General features: G+C 60.7%; 16 protein-coding genes and 4 pseudogenes. 19 read left to right on the top strand and 1 reads right to left on the bottom strand.

The window, feature by feature from the left end; genetic code table 11:
• Positions 1–20 precede the first annotated feature (20 nt).
• From HB777_39720 to HB777_39710, 3 genes and pseudogenes are all read left to right on the top strand, one after another.
• Positions 21–215 carry a hypothetical protein gene (locus HB777_39720; protein QND69678.1) on the top strand — a complete coding sequence of 65 codons (195 nt, stop codon included), beginning with the start codon at positions 21–23 and terminating at the stop codon, positions 213–215.
• A gap of 143 nt (positions 216–358) precedes the next feature.
• A pseudogene (locus tag HB777_39715) lies at positions 359–727 on the top strand (glutamine--fructose-6-phosphate aminotransferase).
• Between the two features lie 246 nt (positions 728–973).
• A complete protein-coding gene (locus HB777_39710; GenBank protein ID QND69677.1) occupies positions 974–2095 on the top strand; it encodes a beta-ketoacyl-ACP synthase III in 1122 nt (373 codons plus the stop codon).
• Positions 2096–2183: 88 nt separating this feature from the next.
• On the opposite strand, the pseudogene HB777_39705 reads toward HB777_39710, so the two are convergent.
• Positions 2184–2641: pseudogene (locus HB777_39705) on the bottom strand (IS6 family transposase).
• Between the two features lie 170 nt (positions 2642–2811).
• Here HB777_39705 and HB777_39700 point away from each other — a divergent pair.
• The 16 genes and pseudogenes from HB777_39700 to HB777_39625 all read left to right on the top strand — a co-directional run bounded on the left by HB777_39700 (position 2812) and on the right by HB777_39625 (position 21026).
• Positions 2812–3258: a hypothetical protein gene (locus HB777_39700; protein QND69676.1), complete on the top strand. Its 447-nt coding sequence runs from the start codon at positions 2812–2814 to the stop codon at positions 3256–3258.
• Positions 3259–3293: 35 nt separating this feature from the next.
• Entirely contained in the window at positions 3294–5141 is a 1848-nt protein-coding gene (locus HB777_39695) for a hypothetical protein (protein ID QND69334.1), read from the top strand.
• Positions 5142–5428: 287 nt separating this feature from the next.
• Positions 5429–6742: a hypothetical protein gene (locus HB777_39690; GenBank protein ID QND69773.1), complete on the top strand. Its 1314-nt coding sequence runs from the start codon at positions 5429–5431 to the stop codon at positions 6740–6742.
• Positions 6743–7120: 378 nt separating this feature from the next.
• Positions 7121–7303, top strand: a pseudogene (locus HB777_39685) (hypothetical protein).
• A 514-nt stretch (positions 7304–7817) separates the two neighbouring features.
• Positions 7818–8711: a nitrogenase iron protein gene (gene nifH, locus HB777_39680; protein QND69675.1), complete on the top strand. Its 894-nt coding sequence runs from the start codon at positions 7818–7820 to the stop codon at positions 8709–8711.
• Positions 8712–8809: 98 nt separating this feature from the next.
• Entirely contained in the window at positions 8810–10315 is a 1506-nt protein-coding gene (gene nifD, locus HB777_39675; protein ID QND69674.1) for a nitrogenase molybdenum-iron protein alpha chain, read from the top strand.
• A gap of 121 nt (positions 10316–10436) precedes the next feature.
• A complete protein-coding gene (gene nifK / locus HB777_39670) occupies positions 10437–11978 on the top strand; it encodes a nitrogenase molybdenum-iron protein subunit beta (GenBank protein ID QND69673.1) in 1542 nt (513 codons plus the stop codon).
• A 63-nt stretch (positions 11979–12041) separates the two neighbouring features.
• Complete coding sequence (gene nifE, locus HB777_39665) at positions 12042–13532, top strand: nitrogenase iron-molybdenum cofactor biosynthesis protein NifE (protein ID QND69672.1); 1491 nt, start codon at positions 12042–12044, stop codon at positions 13530–13532.
• Between the two features lie 9 nt (positions 13533–13541).
• The gene (gene nifN, locus HB777_39660) at positions 13542–14924 is read left to right on the top strand and encodes a nitrogenase iron-molybdenum cofactor biosynthesis protein NifN (GenBank protein QND69671.1); all 1383 of its coding nucleotides are present in this window, start codon (positions 13542–13544) and stop codon (positions 14922–14924) included.
• Positions 14890–15384, top strand: a complete 495-nt coding sequence (gene nifX / locus HB777_39655; GenBank protein ID QND69670.1) for a nitrogen fixation protein NifX — start codon at positions 14890–14892, stop codon at positions 15382–15384. Before nifN ends, nifX begins: the two co-directional genes overlap by 35 nt.
• 17 nt (positions 15385–15401) lie before the next feature.
• On the top strand, positions 15402–15881 hold the full coding sequence (locus HB777_39650; GenBank protein ID QND69669.1) for a NifX-associated nitrogen fixation protein: 480 nt from the start codon (positions 15402–15404) through the stop codon (positions 15879–15881).
• Between the two features lie 28 nt (positions 15882–15909).
• The gene (locus tag HB777_39645) at positions 15910–16695 is read left to right on the top strand and encodes a response regulator transcription factor (protein QND69668.1); all 786 of its coding nucleotides are present in this window, start codon (positions 15910–15912) and stop codon (positions 16693–16695) included.
• Between the two features lie 105 nt (positions 16696–16800).
• Positions 16801–17688 carry a universal stress protein gene (locus tag HB777_39640; GenBank protein ID QND69667.1) on the top strand — a complete coding sequence of 296 codons (888 nt, stop codon included), beginning with the start codon at positions 16801–16803 and terminating at the stop codon, positions 17686–17688.
• 689 nt (positions 17689–18377) lie between these two features.
• Positions 18378–18497, top strand: a complete 120-nt coding sequence (locus HB777_39635; protein ID QND69666.1) for a hypothetical protein — start codon at positions 18378–18380, stop codon at positions 18495–18497.
• A gap of 539 nt (positions 18498–19036) precedes the next feature.
• Positions 19037–20194, top strand: coding sequence for a TlpA family protein disulfide reductase (locus HB777_39630; protein ID QND69665.1), 1158 nt, complete (start codon positions 19037–19039; stop codon positions 20192–20194).
• Between the two features lie 360 nt (positions 20195–20554).
• Positions 20555–21026, top strand: a pseudogene (locus tag HB777_39625) (NifX-associated nitrogen fixation protein).
• Positions 21027–21029: the final 3 nt, after the last annotated feature.

The raw sequence follows: 21029 nt of genomic DNA, 5'->3' as shown, positions 1-21029 counted from the left end.
GTCATGCCGATTTCGTCGAAATGCTCGCGCAATCCGGCGCCTTCAATCCCTCCGATCTGGCGTTGCTGGGGCGCGTCTTCGATCATAAGACATTGAGGGCCAATCCGCGCAATCTGCGTGAGGTGCTCGCGTCCCGGATCGTTCAGGAGGCCCGTATCGCCGAGATGAGCGGTTTCCGCCGGGATGATCGAGGACGTAGCCCAAACGCGTCCTAGCCCCATCCACTGGGTGGATAACAGTTATCCCAATAATCGATTTTACCAATCGTACCGAATTCCCCTAGGAGGCTCTGAATAGAAACGGCCGGGCGGGTGTCCTTCCGGTCGACCCAGGCTGCCGGGAGAAATCGGAGACGAGCATGTGCGGGATTGTTGGCATCGTTGGGCAACAGCCAGTGTCGGAGCGGTTGGTCGACGCGTTGAAGCGTCTGGAATATCGCGGCTATGACTCAGCCGGCGTTGCGACGATCACCGAGGGCGCCTTGCACTGCCGGCGCGCCGAGGGCAAGCTCGTCAATCTCAAGGCGAGGCTGAAGGAAGAGCCGCTGGGCGGCACCATTGGCATCGCCCACACGCGCCGGGCAACTCATGGGGCACTGACTGAACGCAACGCGCATCCGCACTTTAGCGATGGTGTGGCCGTCGTCCATAACGGCATTATCGAGAATTTCGCCGAGTTGAAGGACGAATTGGCGGCTGCGGGGGCTGCCGGCAGTCGACGAGATAGTCGCGCCAATGATTTTCTCGGTGCCGATACAGCTTCTTGCCTACCACACGGCGCTCGTCATGGGCACAGATGTCGACTAGCCGCGCCATCTCGCAAAATCGGTCACCGTCGAATGATTGTGGGAGCTGACATGGCTGACCGGTCCGGCGCCCTCTTTGTCAAATTCGAGGATGAGCGAACGCGGCCGGCTCGCGAATTCGACGCCCACGTGAGAGCCGCAGCGCCGGCGCGTGCGACGGACTGAAACATGCATCGCGTCATCATCAGCGGCATCGGCGTTGAAGTCCCTGAAGCCAAGATCACCAATGAAGAACTGGTCGCCAGCTTCAATGCCTGGGTCGACATGGAGAATGCGCGCCGCCAGGAGACCGGCGAGCCGCCGCTGCCGAAATCGGACAGCGACTTCATCGTCCACGCTTCGGGCGTGCGCACCCGCCATGTGATCGAGCGCGAAGGCATTCTCGACCCGACCCGCATGGCCCCGCGCATTCCGGCGCGGCCCGACGATGCGCTATCGCTCGAGGCCGAGTTCGGCATCGCCGCGGCGCGAAAGGCTCTCGACCATGCCGGACTGAGCCCGTCCGATATCGACCTGGCGATCTGCTCGGCCTCGCATCACCAGCGGCCTTATCCGGCGATCGCCATCGAAATGCAGCAAGTGTTGGGGACAAAGGGCGCCGGCTTCGACATGGGGCTTGGCTGCTCTTCGGCTGCCGCCGCCTTGCACATCGCCGTCAATTTGGTGCGGTCGGGCGCACACAAACGCATCCTGGTGACGACGCCGGAGATCATCACCGGCCATCTCAATTTCCGCGACCGGCAGACGCATTTCATCTTCGGCGACGCGTCCGTGTCCATGGTGGTGGAGGGTCTTGCCCAAGGCGAGAAGCGGCCGGGACGATTCGAGGTGCTCGACACGCGCATCTGGACGCAGATGTCGAACAACATCCGCACCAATCTGGGCTACCACACCCGCACCGCCCAGGATGATCCTTACATGATCAATCTGGAAGGTAATCTGATCAAGCAGGTCGGCAACAAGGTGTTCAAGGAAGTCACCGTCGCCGGGCAGAAGTTCATCGTCGAATTCCTCGCCGAGCACGGGCTGACGCCGCAGGCGGTCAGGCGCTTCTGGCTGCATCAGGCCAATGCGCGCATGAACGCGATGATCCTGAAACTGGCCTTCGGCCACGAGGTCGACCACGACCGTGCGCCGATGGTGCTGGAGCGGCTGGGCAACACGGCCGGCGCCGGCGCCATCATCGCGCTGTCAGAGAACCACGCCGACATGAAGCCCGGCGATTTCGGCCTGATCTGCGCATTTGGCGCGGGGTATTCGATAGGCGGCGCGCTGCTGAGGATGCTCTAAAATCGGCGGTTTCAGGCTGGTGCGAACGGCACCCGCATGGGCACCGCTCCTCCAGTCTTGCCTTCATGCAGCTTGCGGATCGCCAGATCCTCGCCTGTCGTCTTTGCATCATGTGGATCATCTCGATCCCGTCCAGCGTGCCGATCGCGCTGGCGCGTGATTGAAACCGAGCATGGGCCGTACACGACACCTGATGCGCCGATGGTCCTGCTCGATCGATTGTTGAGGTATTGGCTCTGCGGATCTGGATCGGCGTCAGTCTGCGCCGCGAACGGTCCCGGAGGGGGTTGGTCGTGTTGTAGGAAACAATGGCCGCCCGATTGGTCCGCAAGCCATTTGCCGGTCACGGCACGTTTGCGCCCATTGAAGCGTTTCAGCAGCAAGGGCGAGAAGCGAACGACCCAGCGATAGATCGTCGAATGATCGATGGCCTGATGCCACGCTCGGGCCATCATTTCCTTCATTGCCAAGCCTCAAGCCGTAGGCCAGTTTTCAGCGAACGCAAAGCAGGATCACGGACTGGTCGAAATGGCGACCGTTGAACATCTGAACTCTCCGGCGAAACACCGGAGCCCATGCCATGCCTCTGGTTGCCGAAAACTTAGCAACCCATCCGTCTTGACGGGAACGTTGTCGTCGTCAGGTTCTCGATAGCTTCCCTGTGTCAAATCCAAGCCCAGCTTCAAACGGGCTTATATTGCTGAAAGTGAGAACCGATGGACTTCACCTCGACCAAGCGGGTGCGTGGACAATCGAACAGGGCTGGCCCGCAAGAGAGCTCACCCGCGGCTCCGTCCGCAGGTGCGGCGGCCTTTGAGCGGCAACTGAGCGAGGTCGCCAATACAGGTGGAGGTGGTGGAGCGATGCCGGCCGGCTCGGCGCCACAGCCGGCTCAGTCAACTCAGTTTTTGAAAAGGGTCAGCAAGCGCCCTCTTCATTTCAGGGATCAAGACTTTATTTTCAGTCTTGAGGAGGCCCTCATCAAAGGCGGGGCCTCCGAGCCCACCGCCAAGAATAATGTAAGTACTCTTCTCCGCTATGGCCACTGGCTCTTCGCAAATAACAAAGATCCCGTGAAGGATCGGCTCGACAAGCAGTCGCTGACCGATGATGCGCGCGAATTCATCGGAAAGGGTAATCCTCGAGGCTGCTTACGGCAATAAGTCATCTCCGGACCTCGCAGTCGACGGGGGGAATCGTGCCGATCGTAGGCCGCGCTGAGTTGACTCCGTATCCGGAGGACGCGGCTATCATCGAAGAGTACAGGAAGGAAGCAGGGACAAACACCGGCGGTACGAATGCAACTGATCTTAGGAGCTTCAGTGACTACCTACGTCAAAACAACAAGAAGGGCATTGCTGGTCGGCTTTCCGGCGAGGCATTGGATGGAGATGTCAAGGCCTTCAAGGAGGACGCCGGCGGTCATCGGAACATCGGTGCCGCACTGGCTCATCTTCGACAATCGCACGCCGGCGCTAAGGAGCTCGAGCGCCGTGTTTCCCCCGTTCCTGATCGCGACGACGCGGCACTGATGGAACCGAGGCGGGTCGGCGACGCCGCTGCGCAGCACAGCGCGTGGCAGGAAGCTGGCAGTTGGCCAAAGGAGCTTCCTGCGGAAAGCCACGATCGGCTGATCGACGAATCTGGCCCGTCGTCCTCGGCGCCACAGCCGGCTCAGTCAACTCGGTTTTTGAAAAGGGTCAGCAAGCGCCCTCTTCATTTCAGGGATCAAGACTTTATTTTCAGTCTTGAGGAGGCCCTCGTCAAAGGCGGGGCCGCCGAGCAGACCGCCAAGAACAATGTAAGTATTCTTCTCGGCTTTGGCCACTGGCTCTTCGCAAATAACAAAGATCCCGTGAAGGATCGGCTCGACAAGCAGTCGCTGACCGATGATGCGTGCGAATTCATCGGAAAGGGTGATCCCTCGAGGCTGCTTACGGCAATAAGTCATCTCCGGACCTCGCAGTCGACGGGGGGAACCGTGCCGATCGCAGGCCGCCCTGAGTTGACTCCGTATCCGGAGGACGCGGCTCTCATCAAAGAGTACAGAAAGGAAGCAGCGACAAATATCGGCAGCACCAATGCAACTGATCTTAGGAGCTTCAGTGACTACCTATGTCAAAACAACAAGAAGGGCATTGCTGGTCGGCTTTCCGGCGAGGCATTGGATGGAGATGTCAAGGCCTTCAAGGAGGACACCGGTGGTCATCGGAACATCGGTTTCGCACTGGCTCAGCTCCGAAAATCGCAGGCCGGCGCTAAAGCGATGGAGCTCGAGCGCCGTGTTCCCACCGGTCCTGATCTCGACGACGCGGCACTGATGGAGCCGAGGCGGGTCGGCGACGCCGCTGCGCAGCAAAGCGCGTGGCCGGAAGCTGGCAGTTGGCCAGAGGAGCTTCAAGGACAGCAGGATAATCAACCAGCCCCGTCATTTTTCATTGCTCCAGGGAAGTTGCCCGCTGGACTGGATAACCTCGACAGCATAGGGGCGGGCGCTTTCGGAGCAGCCGGCTCTGGGCAGGCTGGTGTTCAGGCTGCCACCCGGCCGTTGTTAGCGGTCAGCGAACAGCAGATTCGGCGCTCGCCTGGCGCGATTGACAGGGGCAACCTCCTGCCAACCGAGTGGGTCATCATCAACAATGAACATTCCACAGCGCTGTTGAGGCCGGCAAAGCGGCAGAGGACCCTGAATGCGCCGTCAACCGTCGCCATTCAGCAGCAGCTGAGCGAGATCGGCAATTCAGTCGGCCGCATGCCGATGCAGCCCTCCACCTACCCGGTGGGCGCATTGCCATTGGAAGGGCAGCCCGTTATGCGGGAGAGAGAGGGCGAATACATCCCAAGGCTGCATGCGGAGACTAGCGCGATCGGAGGCGCCACTGCGCAGCACAGTGCCCCACATGAAGCTATCGCTTTGCCACCCATGGAAGATTACGATCAGGATCTGCTTTGGGGGGATTGGATAAGGCCGGCCCACAGCCATTTCTCGGGCCAAGCGCGAGCCATCATCAGCCGCCGGATTCCGCAGAAGCCGTTCATCCTTTGAACTGGCGCAACGACCACCAGTCGGCCGCGGACGAGTTGGCCGGGAGCAACGTCCTGCCAAGCCGGCAGGACGGCGGGTTTGAGGCGGTTCATCAGAATCCGCCCACATCATTCGAGCTTAACGCTTGGGTTCCATCGCCTGCCTTTCCGCCGCTGTTTACCGGGCCAGTACCTGGTCGTTACCAGGGCGCTCGACAGCCCGGCTCGCCGCAGGAGCTTTCTCTTGTGCCAGCCTCCTCGGACGATGAAGCTTTGGCGTGGTTGAGCGAGGAGTTGGTGCGGCGGCGGATGCAAGAACCGGCGTCGCCATCAACTGCCAGAGCTCAGGATCTCTATCCTGGCTTTGAAGCATTGGTTGATCCAGATCCGGCTGAGTTGGGTTACAATGCTCACTTTGCGCCGGCGCCTTCTGCCAGAGCTCCCTCAGACATCTACGGCGATCTTGATTCTCTAGTTGATTTGCCGTCCACACCGGTCGACTTGCGCGACGATGCTCATTCTGCACCGGTGCGTCCGCGCGGGCAGATGGTCGAGACGGAGTGGCAGCAGATGATGCAAGGGACAGGGTCCGCCGCCGTATTGAGGCAGGGAGGCCCCGATGACGTTCAGCTCATCCATCACACTCGACCTCGGCCCATGAGTGAAGCTGCGCCAGCGGCACCGGCAAGGGCTCCAGGACCCGGCCGGCCAGTCACCGCCAAGCTGCCAGACACCTACCGCGGTCTTCCCGTGGTTGATGTGACTACGTCCACGACCACCTCCTCCGATGTCCAGATCGGGGCGTTGGATACGACAGCCTCGTCCAATGTCACCAACGGGTCGGTGCTCGGCGCCACCGAGTGGCTGAGCGACGCCCATGTGCAGATGGATTACGATTTCGTAGAGCAGCAGCTGCAGGGGATCAATCCGACGCTCGCCGCCCGGACACGGCTAGTCAGTCCGTCGGTATCCCATCTACTGCGCCACATGGAGCCGCAGAACGCGCGAGGCACATTGCAGTCCATCTATAATCAAAACGACGCTCCAGCCGACTTCCTGTTCCTGCCATTGAACAATGGCACTCCCAATAGCCCCGGCACCCATTGGTCGCTGCTGCTCGTTGATCGCCGCAACCCGGAAAGGCGGTTCGCCTATCACTACGACTCCCTTCAGCGAGAGGGGTACAACGACGTGCCTGCAAGACAACTCGCAAGACTGCTGAACGCCACCTTGACGCCAGCCCGCATGCCGCGACAGCCGAACGATTACGATTGCGGCGTCTTTGTGCTGGAGGGCACGTGGGCGCTGGTTGGACGATTGGTGGACGGGCAGCGGCCGGACCACGAGCCGCTGCACCTCGACAACCTCATCGCCGATCGGCAGGCGCTGCAAAACCGACTGAGGGGGCGCATGCCGCACGAGGAGGAGCCCTGGCAGCTATTGGATGATGAACCCGCCTCCCCACCAATGATGGCATTCGACCCAGCGGAACTCCGGCTACTGTTGGATGATGAGTCTGCCTCCTCTTCGCCAAGAGTTAATTCGACCCCACATGCGCGAACGGACGGTGTTCATCAGTCAACCCAGGCGCCGTGGCTCCCTGAACGCAAAAGATCAGCATGAAGTCGAATTTGAAACGTTTTGCCCAAGCAACTGCGATCGCCTCGCTCTGGACGGTAACCGCTACGTCGGCGAACGAAGGGCTGTGGATCACAGGGTAGGCAAACCCTTCCTGTAGAAGCGCAGGCCCGGTCCGAACTGAACTATGGTGGCAAGCAGCGAAAACACGTACAGCGCCTGCTGCCCGACATTGCCGGGAAGATGTGGCTGTGGTTGGACCGCTCCCAGCTGATCGACCTCGCCGCATCGGCAAGACGCCGACACGATTTACGCCGCGACTGAAGGAGGCCTGTCGGTCAGTAGGAACGGAGGCCTGATCTGGGAAACGGTCGGTGAGGGCGCGCCCGTCAATCTCGGAGCTGACGGCCGACGGTTCCGTCTAGGCCCTCCGTGCCCTTTATCGCCGATGATATAATGGAGACCTTCGACCACGGCCGATCAGAGGAGGTCTTCAAACTGTTTGGTGAGATGGCATGTGCCGGTCAGGTGATCTACCTGACGCATAACCGACACCTGTGCGAGATCGCCAAGGCAGCTATTCCCAGCGTGACGATCCATGAGCTCGGCCGGTTGTGCTCGTTTTCCGTTGGTGCAAATGCTCGCCTTGGGGTCAATCCAAGCGTATCAGCAGAAATGGCAGCCAAGCCTACAGGACGTCTGGTGCGAAGAAGCAAACCTCGCGATCGCGAAGACAAAGGCTGAACCGCGCGGGATCAAAAGCAGCCTGGAGCGATACACAGCTACGCGTGGACCGAAGTCTCTGCAGCAGGTCTCTCGACCAAAGTCGCCTTAACTCGCTGCTCCAACTTGCTCCGGACACCGAGGTCAACCTGTAGCGGTCTCGAGCAGCGCCATCCGATCTTTCTGTCGCCTTTGTCGCGTCCGCTACACGGACTTGTTCCGACGAGCACTGTTTGCCCTCAGGCTAAATAGCTGAAAAGCAACATCAAAATTTTTCTTGTGTTCGATCAAGCCAATTGGCACGCATCTTGAGACCCTTTGGGTGTGAGGCGGCGAGAGCTGCCGACCGGCATGTCGCGGGCAGCCGCGATGGATGGAACGAAGGAAGGAAAGCTAAATGTCAGGTCTGCGTCAGATCGCATTCTACGGCAAGGGGGGCATAGGCAAGTCCACCACCTCCCAAAATACGCTCGCCGCACTTGTCGACCTTGGGCAGAAGATCCTCATCGTCGGCTGCGACCCCAAAGCCGACTCCACCCGCCTGATCCTGAACTCGAAGGCGCAGGATACGGTCCTGCACCTCGCGGCAGAGGAAGGTTCGGTCGAAGACCTCGAGCTCCAGGACGTGCTCAAGGTCGGCTATAAAGGCATCAAGTGCGTGGAATCCGGCGGTCCCGAGCCGGGTGTCGGCTGCGCCGGGCGCGGCGTCATCACCTCGATCAACTTCCTCGAGGAGAACGGAGCCTATGACGATGTCGACTATGTCTCCTACGACGTGCTCGGGGACGTGGTGTGCGGCGGCTTCGCGATGCCGATCCGCGAGGGCAAGGCCCAGGAAATCTACATTGTCATGTCCGGCGAGATGATGGCGCTCTATGCCGCCAACAACATCGCCAAGGGCATTCTGAAATATGCCCATTCGGGCGGCGTGCGGCTCGGCGGCCTGATTTGCAACGAGCGTCAAACCGACCGCGAGCTCGACCTCGCCGAAGCACTGGCTTCCAGGCTCAATTCCAAGCTCATCCATTTCGTGCCGCGCGACAACATCGTCCAGCACGCCGAGCTCAGGAAGATGTCGGTTATCCAGTATGCCCCGGACTCCAAGCAGGCGGGGGAATACCGCGCGCTGGCCGAGAAGATCCATGGCAATTCGGGGCAGGGCACCGTGCCGACTCCGATCACCATGGAGGAGCTCGAGGACATGCTGCTCGACTTCGGCATCATGAAGACCGACGAGCAGATGCTTGCCGAGCTTCAGGCCAAGGAAGCGACGAAAGCGGCCGCCCAGTAACGAGCGCTGCCGCCACGAGGCGCCGCGTTGAGCTGACGCGCCTTTCAAAGAACGGCGCCTCGTCGGTGAGGCGTCACTCGAACCTTTAAAGGGGTCCCATGAGCCTGGATTACGAGAATGACGGCACTCTCCATGCAAAGCTTATCGAGGAGGTGCTGTCGCAATATCCCGACAAGGCGGCGAAGCGCCGCAAAAAGCACCTTAGCGTCGCAAAGAGCGGGGACGAGGCTGGCGAGGTCGTCTCCGAATGTGACGTCAAATCGAACATCAAGTCCATTCCGGGCGTGATGACGATTCGTGGCTGCGCTTATGCCGGCTCTAAGGGCGTGGTGTGGGGTCCAATCAAGGATATGGTCCATATCTCGCACGGCCCGGTCGGCTGCGGGCAATATTCCTGGTCGCAGCGCCGCAACTACTATGTAGGCACGACGGGCATCGACACGTTCGGGACAATGCAGTTCACCTCCGATTTCCAGGAGAAGGACATTGTTTTCGGCGGTGACAAGAAGCTGGAACAGATCATCGACGAGATTGAGGGACTGTTTCCCCTCAACAACGGCATGAGCGTGCAATCCGAATGCCCGATCGGCCTGATTGGCGACGACACCGAAGCAGTATCCCGCAACAAGGCCAAGGAGCACGGAAAGACGATCGTGCCGGTGCGCTGCGAGGGCTTCCGCGGCGTCTCGCAATCGCTCGGCCACCACATCGCCAACGACGCGATCCGCGACTGGGTCTTCGAGAAGAAGGACGTGGAGTTCGAGGCGGGCCCGTACGACGTCAACGTGATCGGTGACTACAATATCGGCGGCGACGCCTGGGCCTCGCGCATCCTGCTCGAGGAGATAGGGCTGCGCGTGGTCGGCAACTGGTCGGGCGACGCCACGCTCGCCGAGATAGAGCGCGCGCCGAAGGCCAAGCTCAATCTCATCCATTGCTACAGGTCGATGAACTACATCTGCCGGCACATGGAGGAAAAGTATGGGGTCGCCTGGATGGAGTACAATTTCTTCGGCCCCTCCCAGATCGAAGCCTCCCTGCGCAAGATAGCCATGCATTTTGGCCCTGAAATCGAGGAGAAGACTGAGAAGGTTATCGCCAAGTACAGACCGCTTGTTGACGCCGTCATCGCCAAGTACCGGCCGCGCCTGGAAGGCAATACTGTCATGCTCTACGTCGGCGGACTGCGCCCCCGCCACGTCATCACAGCATACGAGGACCTCGGCATGGTGATCGTCGGCACAGGCTACGAGTTCGCCCACAACGACGACTATCAGCGCACAGGCCATTACGTAAGGAACGGCACGCTGATCTATGATGACGTGACCGGTTACGAGTTGGAGAAGTTCATCGAGGGGGTTCGCCCTAATCTCGTTGGCTCGGGCATCAAGGAAAAATACCCCGTGCAGAAGATGGGCATACCGTTCCGCCAGATGCACTCCTGGGATTATTCAGGACCGTATCACGGCTATGACGGCTTTGCCATTTTCGCCCGCGACGTGGATCTTGCCATCAACAACCCGGTCTGGGGCCTGTACGACGCCCCTTGGAAAAAAGCCCGAGCCGTGGGCGGGCGATGGCTGCCGAATAACACCCGGCCTTAGCCTGGTCTCCCCAAGGAAGACGATGAACGCCCGCGGCCCCGTGGCCCGCGGGACACCTGAAACGTCTCGACGTCCCTGAGCTGCCTTATGGGGCGGCCAGATGAAAAAGAGGTAATCACCAATGCCGCAGTCGGCTGAAAAAATTCTCGACCACGCTCCCCTGTTCCGCGAGCCGGAATACAGGCAGATGCTCGCGGAGAAGAAGCTGAATTTCGAATGTCCGCACCCGGATCAGATCGTTACCGAGCAACGCGAATTCACCAAGACGTGGGAATACCGCGAAAAGAATCTCGCCCGCGAAGCGCTTGTGGTGAACCCCGCCAAGGCCTGCCAGCCGCTCGGCGCGGTGTTCGCGGCCGCGGGCTTCGAACGAACCATGTCCTTCGTCCACGGCAGCCAGGGCTGCGTGGCCTATTACCGCTCGCACCTGTCGCGCCATTTCAAGGAGCCTGCGTCGGCGGTTTCCTCCTCGATGACCGAGGATGCGGCGGTATTCGGCGGCCTGAAGAACATGGTCGACGGGCTCGCCAACACCTACCAGCTCTACGACCCGAAGATGATCGCCGTCTCGACCACCTGTATGGCGGAGGTCATTGGCGACGACTTGCACAGCTTCATCGAGAACGCCAAGGACGAAAACTCGGTCCCGCGCGACTTCGACGTGCCCTTCGCCCACACGCCGGCCTTCGTCGGCAGCCATGTCGATGGCTATGACGTAATGGTCAAGGGCATTTTGGAGCACTTCTGGAAAGGCCAGGAGCGCACGAAAGCCGGGGGAACCATCAACATCATTCCCGGTTTCGACGGCTTCTGCGTCGGCAACAACCGGGAACTCAAGCGCCTGCTCGATCTGATGAGCGTGTCCTACACCTTCATCCAGGACGCCTCTGACCAGTTCGACACGCCGTCGGACGGTGAATATCGCATGTATGATGGCGGCACGAAGATCGAAGACGTGAAGAAGGCGCTCAACGCCGAGGCGACACTTTCGCTGCAGCATTACAACACCCGAAAAACGCTGGACTACTGCCGGGAAGTCGGGCAGGCGACGGCCTCGTTCCATTACCCGCTCGGCGTCCAGGCGACGGACGAATTCCTGATGAAGGTCTCGGCGATTTCCGGCAAGGAGATCCCCGAGACAATCCGCCTTGAGCGTGGCCGACTGGTTGACGCCATGGCGGACAGCCAGTCCTGGCTGCACGGCAAGAAATACGCGATCTACGGCGATCCGGACTTCGTCTACGCCATGGCCCGCTTCGTCATGGAGACCGGCGGCGAGCCGACCCATTGCCTCGCCACCAACGGCAGCTCGGCATGGGCAGCCGAGATGAAGGTACTGCTTGCATCCTCGCCCTTCGGCAAGGATGCCCAGGTCTGGCCGGGCAAGGACCTGTGGGCGATGCGCTCGCTGCTCTTCACCGAGCCGGTGGACCTGCTGATCGGCAATTCCTATGGCAAGTATCTGGAGCGCGACACCGGCACGCCGCTGATCCGGCTGATGTTCCCGATCTTCGACCGGCACCATCACCATCGCTTTGCGCTCATGGGCTACCAGGGCGGGTTACGCGTCCTGACGACGATCCTCGACAAGATCTTCGACAAGCTCGATCGCGAGACCAGCGAGACGGGTGTGACGGACTATTCTTATGACCTCACCCGCTAGCAGCGGCGGCCGGCCTTTCGCCGAGGCTGGCCGCCTTCCAATGCACTTTTGGAGACCGACGCAATGTCCTCGCTCAGCGCCAAAATCCAGGATGTCTTCAACGAGCCCGCCTGCGATAAAAACCGCGGCAAGGATGCCAAGGCGCGCAAAGAGGGCTGCTCGAAGCCGCTGACCCCCGGGGCGGCAGCCGGCGGCTGCGCCTTTGACGGCGCCAAGATCGTGCTGCAGCCGATCACCGACGTCGCGCACCTGGTCCATGCGCCGCTGGCCTGCGAGGGCAATTCCTGGGACAACCGCGGCGCGGCTTCGTCAGGGCCAACGCTTTGGCGCACAAGCTTCACAACCGACCTCACCGAACTCGACGTGGTGATGGGGCAGGGCGAGCGCAAGCTTTTCAAGGCGATCCGCGAGATTAGGGAAGCCTATGCGCCGTCAGCGATCTTCGTCTATTCGACCTGCGTGACGGCGTTGATCGGCGACGACATCGAGGCCGTGTGCAAGCGTGCGCGGGAAAAATTCGGGTTGCCGGTGGTGCCGGTCAATGCCCCGGGCTTGGCCGGCTCCAAGAACCTCGGCAACAAGCTCGCCGCCGAGGCGTTGCTCGATCACGTCATCGGCACGGTAGAACCCGATGACGCCGGGCCTTACGACATCAACATCCTTGGCGAATTCAACCTCTCCGGCGAATTCTGGCTGGTGAAGCCTCTGCTTGATCGGCTAGGCATCCGGGTGCGCGCCTGCATTCCGGGCGACGCGCGCTACCTTGACGTTGCTTCCGCGCACCGCGCCCGGGCGGCTATGATCGTGTGCTCGACGGCACTCATCAATCTTGCCCGCAAGATGGAGGAGCGCTGGGACATCCCGTTTTTCGAAGGCTCCTTCTACGGCATTACCGACACCTCGGAAGCACTTCGCAACATTGCTGAGCTGCTCGTGAGGAAGGGCGCCGATCGCGAGATCCTCAACCGCACACGGACGCTGATCGCGGTGGAAGAGGCGATTGCGTGGAGGAAGCTCGAAGCCTATCGGCGGCGGCTTCAAGGCAAGCGCGTGCTTCTCAATACAGGCGGCGTGAAGTCCTGGTCGATCGTCCACGCGCTGATGGAGATCGGCATGGAGATCGTCGGCACCTCGGTCAAGAAATCGACAGTCGAAGACAAGCAGCGCATCAAGCAGATCCTGAAGGACGACAACCACATGTTCGAGCAGATGGCAGCGCGCGACCTTTACGCCATGCTCTCAGAACACAAGGCCGATATCATGCTGTCGGGCGGGCGCACGCAATTCATCGCGCTCAAGGCCAAGACACCCTGGCTCGATATCAACCAGGAGCGCCAGCACCCTTATGCGGGCTATGACGGCATGGTGGAACTCGTACGCCAGATCGACCTCGCCATTCATAACCCGATCTGGTCCCAGGTGCGCGAGCCGGCTCCGTGGGATTGCCAGCCTGCGGTGGAGGACGAACTGCCGGGCACGAGGAGCGAGACCGCGACGTTGCACGCTGTCCAGGAAGTCGCCGGTACGACGGCCGACGATTGCGGCGAGCGTTGAGGAAAGCCGATGGCCCGCATCCTTTCCCAGACCAAATCGGCAGCCGTCAATCCGCTGAAATCGTCACAGCCGCTGGGTGCGGCCTTGGCCTTTCTTGGGGTCGAGGGTGCGATGCCACTGTTCCACGGCAGCCAGGGCTGCACCAGCTTCGCGCTCGTGCTCTTCGTGCGGCATTTCAAGGAAGCGATCCCCCTGCAGACCACCGCGATGGACGAAGTGACGACAATCCTCGGCGGGGCGGACAATCTGGAAGAGGCGATCCTCAACCTCAAGGTCCGCACAAAGCCAAAGCTGATCGGGGTCTGCACGACGGCGCTGGTGGAAACCCGTGGCGAAGATTGCGCAGGCGATATCGCCAGCATCAGGCTGAAGCACGCGGAAGAGATCGCGGGTACGGAGATCGTGCTGGCCAACACGCCGGATTTCGACGGCGCCATCGAAGAGGGCTGGGCCAAGGCTGTCACCGCGATGATCGAAGGCATTACACGCCCTGGCGAGCAGGTGCGGCAGTCAAAGAAGATCGCAATCCTGCCCGGCTGGAACCTCACTGTGGCTGACATCGAGCATTTGCGTGAGATGGTCGAAAGCTTTGGGCTGAAGCCGGTGATTTTGCCGGACGTTTCAGGCTCGCTCGACGGCACCGTGCCCGACCGTTGGGTCACGACCACCTATGGCGGCACCAGCGTCGAGGACATCCGCGAGCTTGGCACGGCCGAGCAATGCATCGCCATCGGCGAGCATATGCGCCGCCCGGCCGAGGTGCTGCAGAAATTGACCGGCGTGCCTTACGTGCTGTTCCAGTCGCTGACCGGATTGAAGGGCGCCGATCGGTTCGTCTCGCTGCTGTCCGCGGTTTCAGGCGCGTCGGTGCCGGCCGGGGTGCGCCGTCGCCGGGGCCAATTGCAGGATGCGTTACTCGACGGACATTTCCATTTCGGAGGCAAGAAAATTGCGATCGCTGCTGAACCAGACCAACTCTATCAACTCGCGACGTTCTTCGTCGGCATGGGCTCCGAAATCGCGGCGGCCGTCGCCACGACCGATATGTCGAAAATTCTGGAAAAAGTACCAGCGCAGTCGGTTCAAATCGGCGATCTCGGCGATTTGGAAGCTCTTGCCGCCGGCGCTGATCTCCTCGTCACCCATTCCCATGGACGCCAGGCCGCGCAGCGCCTTGGCATTCCGCTCATGCGCGTCGGCTTTCCCGTCTTCGACCGGCTCGGCAGCCAGCACAAGCTCACAATCCTCTATCAGGGCACCCGCGACCTGGTCTTCGAAGTTGCCAACATTTTCCAGGCTTACTGGAAGGCGCCGACACCTGAAGAACTTGATCCCCTCCGCAAGCGAGAAACGCCAGATGGGCCCCGTCCGTCGCCTCTCACTCGTCACTGACGAGGTTCACGCTCCGATGCCTACACGACGAACAGGCGCATTGCGCGTGGCGATCGCCACGCAAGACATGAAGGACCTCAATGCCCATTTCGGGTCGGCCAAACGCTTTGCTGTCTACGACGTGACGCGCGAGGAGTGGAAGCTCGTGGAAGCCGTGGCCTTCGACGACGTTTCCGACGAAAGCGGGGAGCATCGGAGCGAGGGCGATGACCGCATCACGCCGAAGGTGGAGGCGCTGAAGGGCTGTCATCTGCTGTTTTGTCTGGCGATCGGCGGACCTTCGGCAGCCAAGATTGTTTCGGCAAAGATCCATCCGATCAAGGTGCCGCACCCCCAAAGCATCCAGGAGGTGCTGTTGCGCACGCAGATGATGCTCAGGACGTGTCCTCCCCCTTGGCTGCGCAAGGTGCTGGCGGAGGCAGGCGTCACCGAGAAGAAGCCATCCTTCGAGGACGACTGAAATGAGGAGAAGGCGAAATGTCTGATGCCGCGGCTAGCACTGCTGTCGCCGAGGACGAGGCGGCCCTTGCCACCCCGTTCGTCAAATGCCTCGTGCGGCTGATCCGTGCTCAGGATTCCTACGGGTCATGGGAAGGCAAACCGGATGCCGAGTTGCTGGGCGACTTCATCATCACCAAGGAACAGCGCCGTGCGATCCCGATCATCGGCGATCCCGATCCGGACGTGCTGTGGAGGCTCGACAAGTTCTACGCCGCCGTCGGGCTTGCGATCGAGGAGCGCTGCGGCCTGATGGCATCGCCGATGATGGAGATGAGCCATGAGGGCTTTGGGCGCGTGCTCTTCGCGGCCGGACGGCTGGTCGTCCTGTCGAAGACCCTGCGCGACGTCCACCGGTTCGGCTTTGAGACGTTCGGGAAGCTCGCGGCGGCCGGCACGAAACTGGTCGGCGATGGCATCGCAGCTATTGAAGCCTATCCCGACGTGGCACGGGCGTGATGGAACCGAGTTTCGGACAGGGGGGGTCATGTCAGGTCTTGAGCAGCTGCGATGGCCAGCCCACTCAACCGACGCGGTCGAGACCGATTTGGTTCCTAGGGTAGCGCTGATGAAGCCACTCGTCCTGATCTGTTCGCAAGATGCCGAGTTTTATCTGTTCCTCAGCCATATATTGGAGGTGGACGGCTTCACCAGTGAGCCGGCAGGCGGCGCGAAGGAAGCACTTGCAATGGCCGACGAACGGGACTTCCAGGCCGTGGTGCTGGACTGCGGGCCAGCGAGCATAACCGGGTCCGCAATCTGCGCCCGGCTCAAGCGGGAGCCCCGGACCGGCGCGCTGCCGATTATTGCCCTGATCGCGCCCGGCGCCGAGAACCAGCACCTCGATCTCCTGAAGGCAGGCATTGACGAGAGCTTTGTGCGGCCGATCGCCCCGGCCAAGCTGCTTGATTGTCTACGGGCGAGGCTGGCGCTGACGAAGCGGGGTGCAAACGGGGTTGAAAACGGCGGCTGGCTCTCCTGTGGCGACCTTGAAATGAGGCTCGATGCCCACCGGGTTCGTGGCAATGGCCACGAGATCCATCTCGGGCCGATCGAGTTCAACCTGCTGCGGCTTTTGCTTGAGACTCCCGGCAAGGTCTTCACTCGGGACGAGCTGATCGGCGCGGCCTGGCCGGCCAACATCCACGTCGGTGTGCGCACCGTCGATGTGCATATGAGCCGGCTCAGAAAGGCGCTGAAGGCGGCCTCGCCCTCCACCGTCATCCGTACCACCAGGTCGGCCGGCTACTCGCTCGAGAGGCCGGACGGCTAAATAGCGAACCGGTGGCCCTGAGCACGACGGAGATGAGGAGTGGCACAACTCTTGCGGCTTCGAAACGTGCCTACAGGTACGACATACTTAGAAAGAAGCAGGCAAATGGGTTTTAAAAGCGTACTCTGTGTGACGGGTTCTGACCATTCCGATCAGGACGTCAGAACAGCTGCCGGCTTGTGTGCCGAGGTCGGCGCGTATCTTTCCGTATTGATTATGTCGCCTCCACCGCTCGTTATGTCGCCTCCGCCGCTCGGCGATGGCATCCTCGAGTGGCCGGTACAACGCGCCCAGGCCATTGCCATGTTGGACAAACGGTTTAGGCAGATCGAGACATTTTCGCAGGACATGGCCCATCTGGAAAAAACATCCAAGGAAATTCAGAAACTGCTGAAAGCCATGTCGCTTTGCTCTGACGTCGATACAGACTACTGCGATGAGGCCGACGTCGGCGACGCCGTGCGACAGCGGGCGCACTGCACCGACCTGACAATTGTCGGCCCCGCACTTCTCAACGACAATAATCTCGGACCCCTTGTTATCAACGGCAGCTTGTTCGATACGGGAAAGCCGGTACTTGTTGTGCCCAAGGGCGCTGAGGCGACGCTGTCGCCGCGGCGCGTGTTGGTTGGCTGGGATTCGCGAGTCGAGGCGTCCCGCGCGGTTCGGGAAGCGCTGGATCTGCTATCCCGAGCTGAGGAAGTTCGTGTCACACTGGTCGATCCGAAGGCTACTTTCAACGGAAACGGCGCTGAGCCGGGAGCCGACATCGCTGCCTATCTTACTCGGCACGGTGCTCGAGTGTCAGTTGACCGGCTGCCGAGTGCCGGCAAACCGGTGGCAACGGTCCTCGCGCAGCACGCAATCGACACGTCCGCAGACATGATCGTCATGGGCGCATATGGCAGCCGCCGGCTGCGTGAGCGGCTCTTCGGCGGTGTCACGAGATGGATAGTTGGGAAGCTGCCATTGCCGCTGTTTTTGGCTCGCTGACTGGTTCCAGGGAGCACCGAGTTGTTCGAAGCTCTACTCCCTTGGGTCACCTATCCTGATGCCAATTCGAAGAAAGGTCGCGGCAAACGCGGGAAATTTCGCGAACCTCCTCGCAGCCAATCCGCACGCGCCCTCGCCTAGACCATCAGACGTCTCTAGCGCGCGCTCGGGGTTCTCTTCGCCCCGAGATGATCCGCAACGCGGAGACCGGCCGGGCAGGCCCTCTTCAATGCACTCAAAACCACGGCTTCGCAGGTCGGCGTCAGGAGAGAAGGAGAGCCGTTTCAGCGCGGCAGGCCGAGTTCGGAGCCGTAGCGGCATCGCATGCGCGCTATCGCGATCTCATTCAACACTGGGCTGGGAGCTGAACGACGCAACGGCCGTGCCGTGGCCGAGGCCTCAACTTCAAGTCGAGACGGTCGTATTCTTGGCCGTAGTCGGCGTGAATGGATGGCATCAATCGCGTTGTCATCGCCTGAGACGGTAGCCAGTAGCGGCGAGGGCGGCGGCATCTTCAGCGTTTTCAGCCGGTCCGGCCCGAGCCGCGTAGCGACCGGGCGGTTTTCGGGCTGGTCAATTCCGACAACGCTTATATTCGCATCAGGCGGTCCCTGTAGCGCCTGTGCACAGGGGACACGGAAGATAACGACACGAGAGCAGAAAATCCCGGAGCGTTCACCGGCCGGTACATGCCGGCACTCATCCTGGCCTTTTTCACCACGATCATCATCGTCAATCTGACCATGGCGGTATTCGCGAGCCGCAGCTGGACCGGCTTCGTCGTGAAGGACTCCTATGCCGCCAGCTAGGAATTCCATCGCAGGGCGGAAGAGGGCAGGGCACAGGCTCGGATGGAGCGGCCCCTTGCAATCGCAAAGGGCGGGATCCGCTACCGCCTGAGGACCCGAACGGCAAGAAGCTCAGGCCAGGTGGCGTGAAGCGGACGATGATAAGAGCATGGCGGTAGCCCGCGCAGTCATGATGTCCATCTGCTCGTCCCTCAATCCGAATATATGTTGCGTCGTCCGCGGCCACGCTTTTTCTGGCGGCGCGAAGCGCATGATGCGTGTCCAAAACCTGACAGCGGCAGAAAACATGTCCGGTTCAATACAACCGGCCATCTTGGCCACTTGGAGTTTTTTCTAAGCGCAATCATGGGCTTATTGCGTCGCTGAGCGCGCTGGCACGGCCTTTGCAAGTTGAGATGCGGCAACTGAGTGAAGGCTGACTGCATGCAGACGAGCAAGACGAGCGATGCTCCTTCCTTGAACCTTCTGCCCCGTCTCTAAGGGGGAAACAAGCTCGCGCATAAAGCGCGCAACCTTTGGCAGTAGCTTTGGAGAGCAACATGGAATTGCAGATGGAGTCCCCGGCTCCTTCGATCAAAGTGGAGGACTGGCTGCGTGGCGAGCCCCTCACGAACTTCCAGCCCGGCAAAGTGTACATCGTCGAATTTTGGGCAACCTGGTGCGGACCATGCGTGGCGGCGATGCCCCATCTGGTGCAGCTGCAGGAGAAATACAAGGACAGCGGACTTGAGGTCGTCGGGGTCGCGGCGGATGAAGACGCTCCAACGGCCGTCGAGGCCCGAACCAAGTTGGACGCGTGGTTGACCGAAAAGTGCTCGAATCTGAACTATCGGATCGCGTTCGACTACACAGGCGAAATGAACAAGCTTTGGATGGAACCCAGCTTTTCTGTCGGGATTCCGGCCTCGTTCGTGGTCGATCGAGACGGCCACATCGCCTTTATCGGTCATCCGATGCAACTCGATGAGGTTTTGCCGGAAGTGCTTAACGGCAGCTGGCGCCCCAGCGATGAAGCGAAAGCCGCTGATAGGGAGCGGATTGCCAGTCACCAACGCACAGCGCGCGAACAATCGCTGACCAAGCCGATATACGCCAAACTTCGGCCGGCGATGGAGGCCAAGGATTGGACGGCGGCGCTCTCGGCTGTCGAAGAAGGCCGCGCCTTGATGCCAGACAATATCGAGTTCCGGCGCACTCATGCGAATCTACTGCTTCACAAGCTGCGCGACATGCGGGCCGGCTTGCCACTCATGCGCCAGTTGGTCGAAGACGCGATCGACAAAAAGTTCGAGGCCGTGTCTTGGATGGTTATGGCCCTGAACCAACTCTTCGATCCCGAGATGGACAACTCCCATCTCCCGCGTGCTGAGCGCTTTGCGATGGGCGACAAGCTCTCGGAACAGATCCTGACACTCAATCCTCCACAAGGCGATGGCCCCCTTAAATTCCTTTGGTACGTCCCGCTCGCTCAGTATTATTACGAGAGCGGCGACAAGGATCGCGCGATCGAGTTGATCGAGGTTGCACTGAAATCGCTGGGTGATCCGGAGCCAATGCCGGACCACATCAAACAGCACTACCTTACCCCATTGCTCCAAGCCCTGGCCAACTACACGGGTGAGCACGCCTGTTACGCGGATCTTTGCGTGGTTCCGCAAAACAAGGCGCCTGAAAATCAAACCGCAGTCGCCTCATGAGCAAAGATCGCAAAGGGATGACAATTGGAATTGAACCCTGGCCAATTCGCCCATTGTCTGCGGCGAGCCCGCAGTAAGTATGTCCATTGCAGCACAGGGCGCATCGCTTGCCGCAGATTGGAGGTTCAAATGTTATAATGACCTCCGGCCGAATTGCTGCGGACGCGATGTTCGACGCGAATTCTGGCCAGTCGTGGAAGACGTCACAGTCGAGGACGTGTTCAAGGTCGGCCACAGGGACATCACTTGCGTGGAATCGGCCCGGCCAAGCCGGACGTCGGCTGCGCAAGTGTGCCCGAAGTCGGCGTCCCCGAACACAGAAATCGTCCTTACGAGGACTGAAATTGAGGAGAAGGCGAAATGTCTGATGCCGCGGTTGGCCCTGCTATCAACGAGGAGCAGGCGGCCCTTGCCACCCCGTTTGTCAAATGCCTCGTGCGGCTGATCCGTGCTCAGGACTTCGACGGCTCATGGGAAGGCAAATCGGACGCCACGCTGCTGGCCGACTTCATCGTCACCACGGAACAGCGCCGTGCGATCCCTGTCATGGGCGATCCTGATCCCGACGTGCTGTGGAGGCTCGACGCGTTTTACACCGCCGTGGGGCTTGCCATCGAGGAGCGCTCCGGCCTGATGACATCGCCAATGATGGAGATGAAACCGATGGGGGCTTCGAGCGCATGCTTTTCACGGTCGGGCGGTTGGTCCTTCTGTCAAGACGTCCACCGGTTCGGCTTCGAGACGTTCCGGGAAACTCGCGGAGGCCGGTACGAAACTGGTCGACGATGCGACTGCACCTATTGTCTATCCCGACGTGGCGTGGGCGTTATGAAAC

Source organism: Mesorhizobium loti (genome assembly GCA_014189435.1).
Lineage (GTDB): Bacteria > Pseudomonadota > Alphaproteobacteria > Rhizobiales > Rhizobiaceae > Mesorhizobium > Mesorhizobium loti_G.
This window is presented reverse-complemented; position numbering and strand designations above follow the sequence as displayed.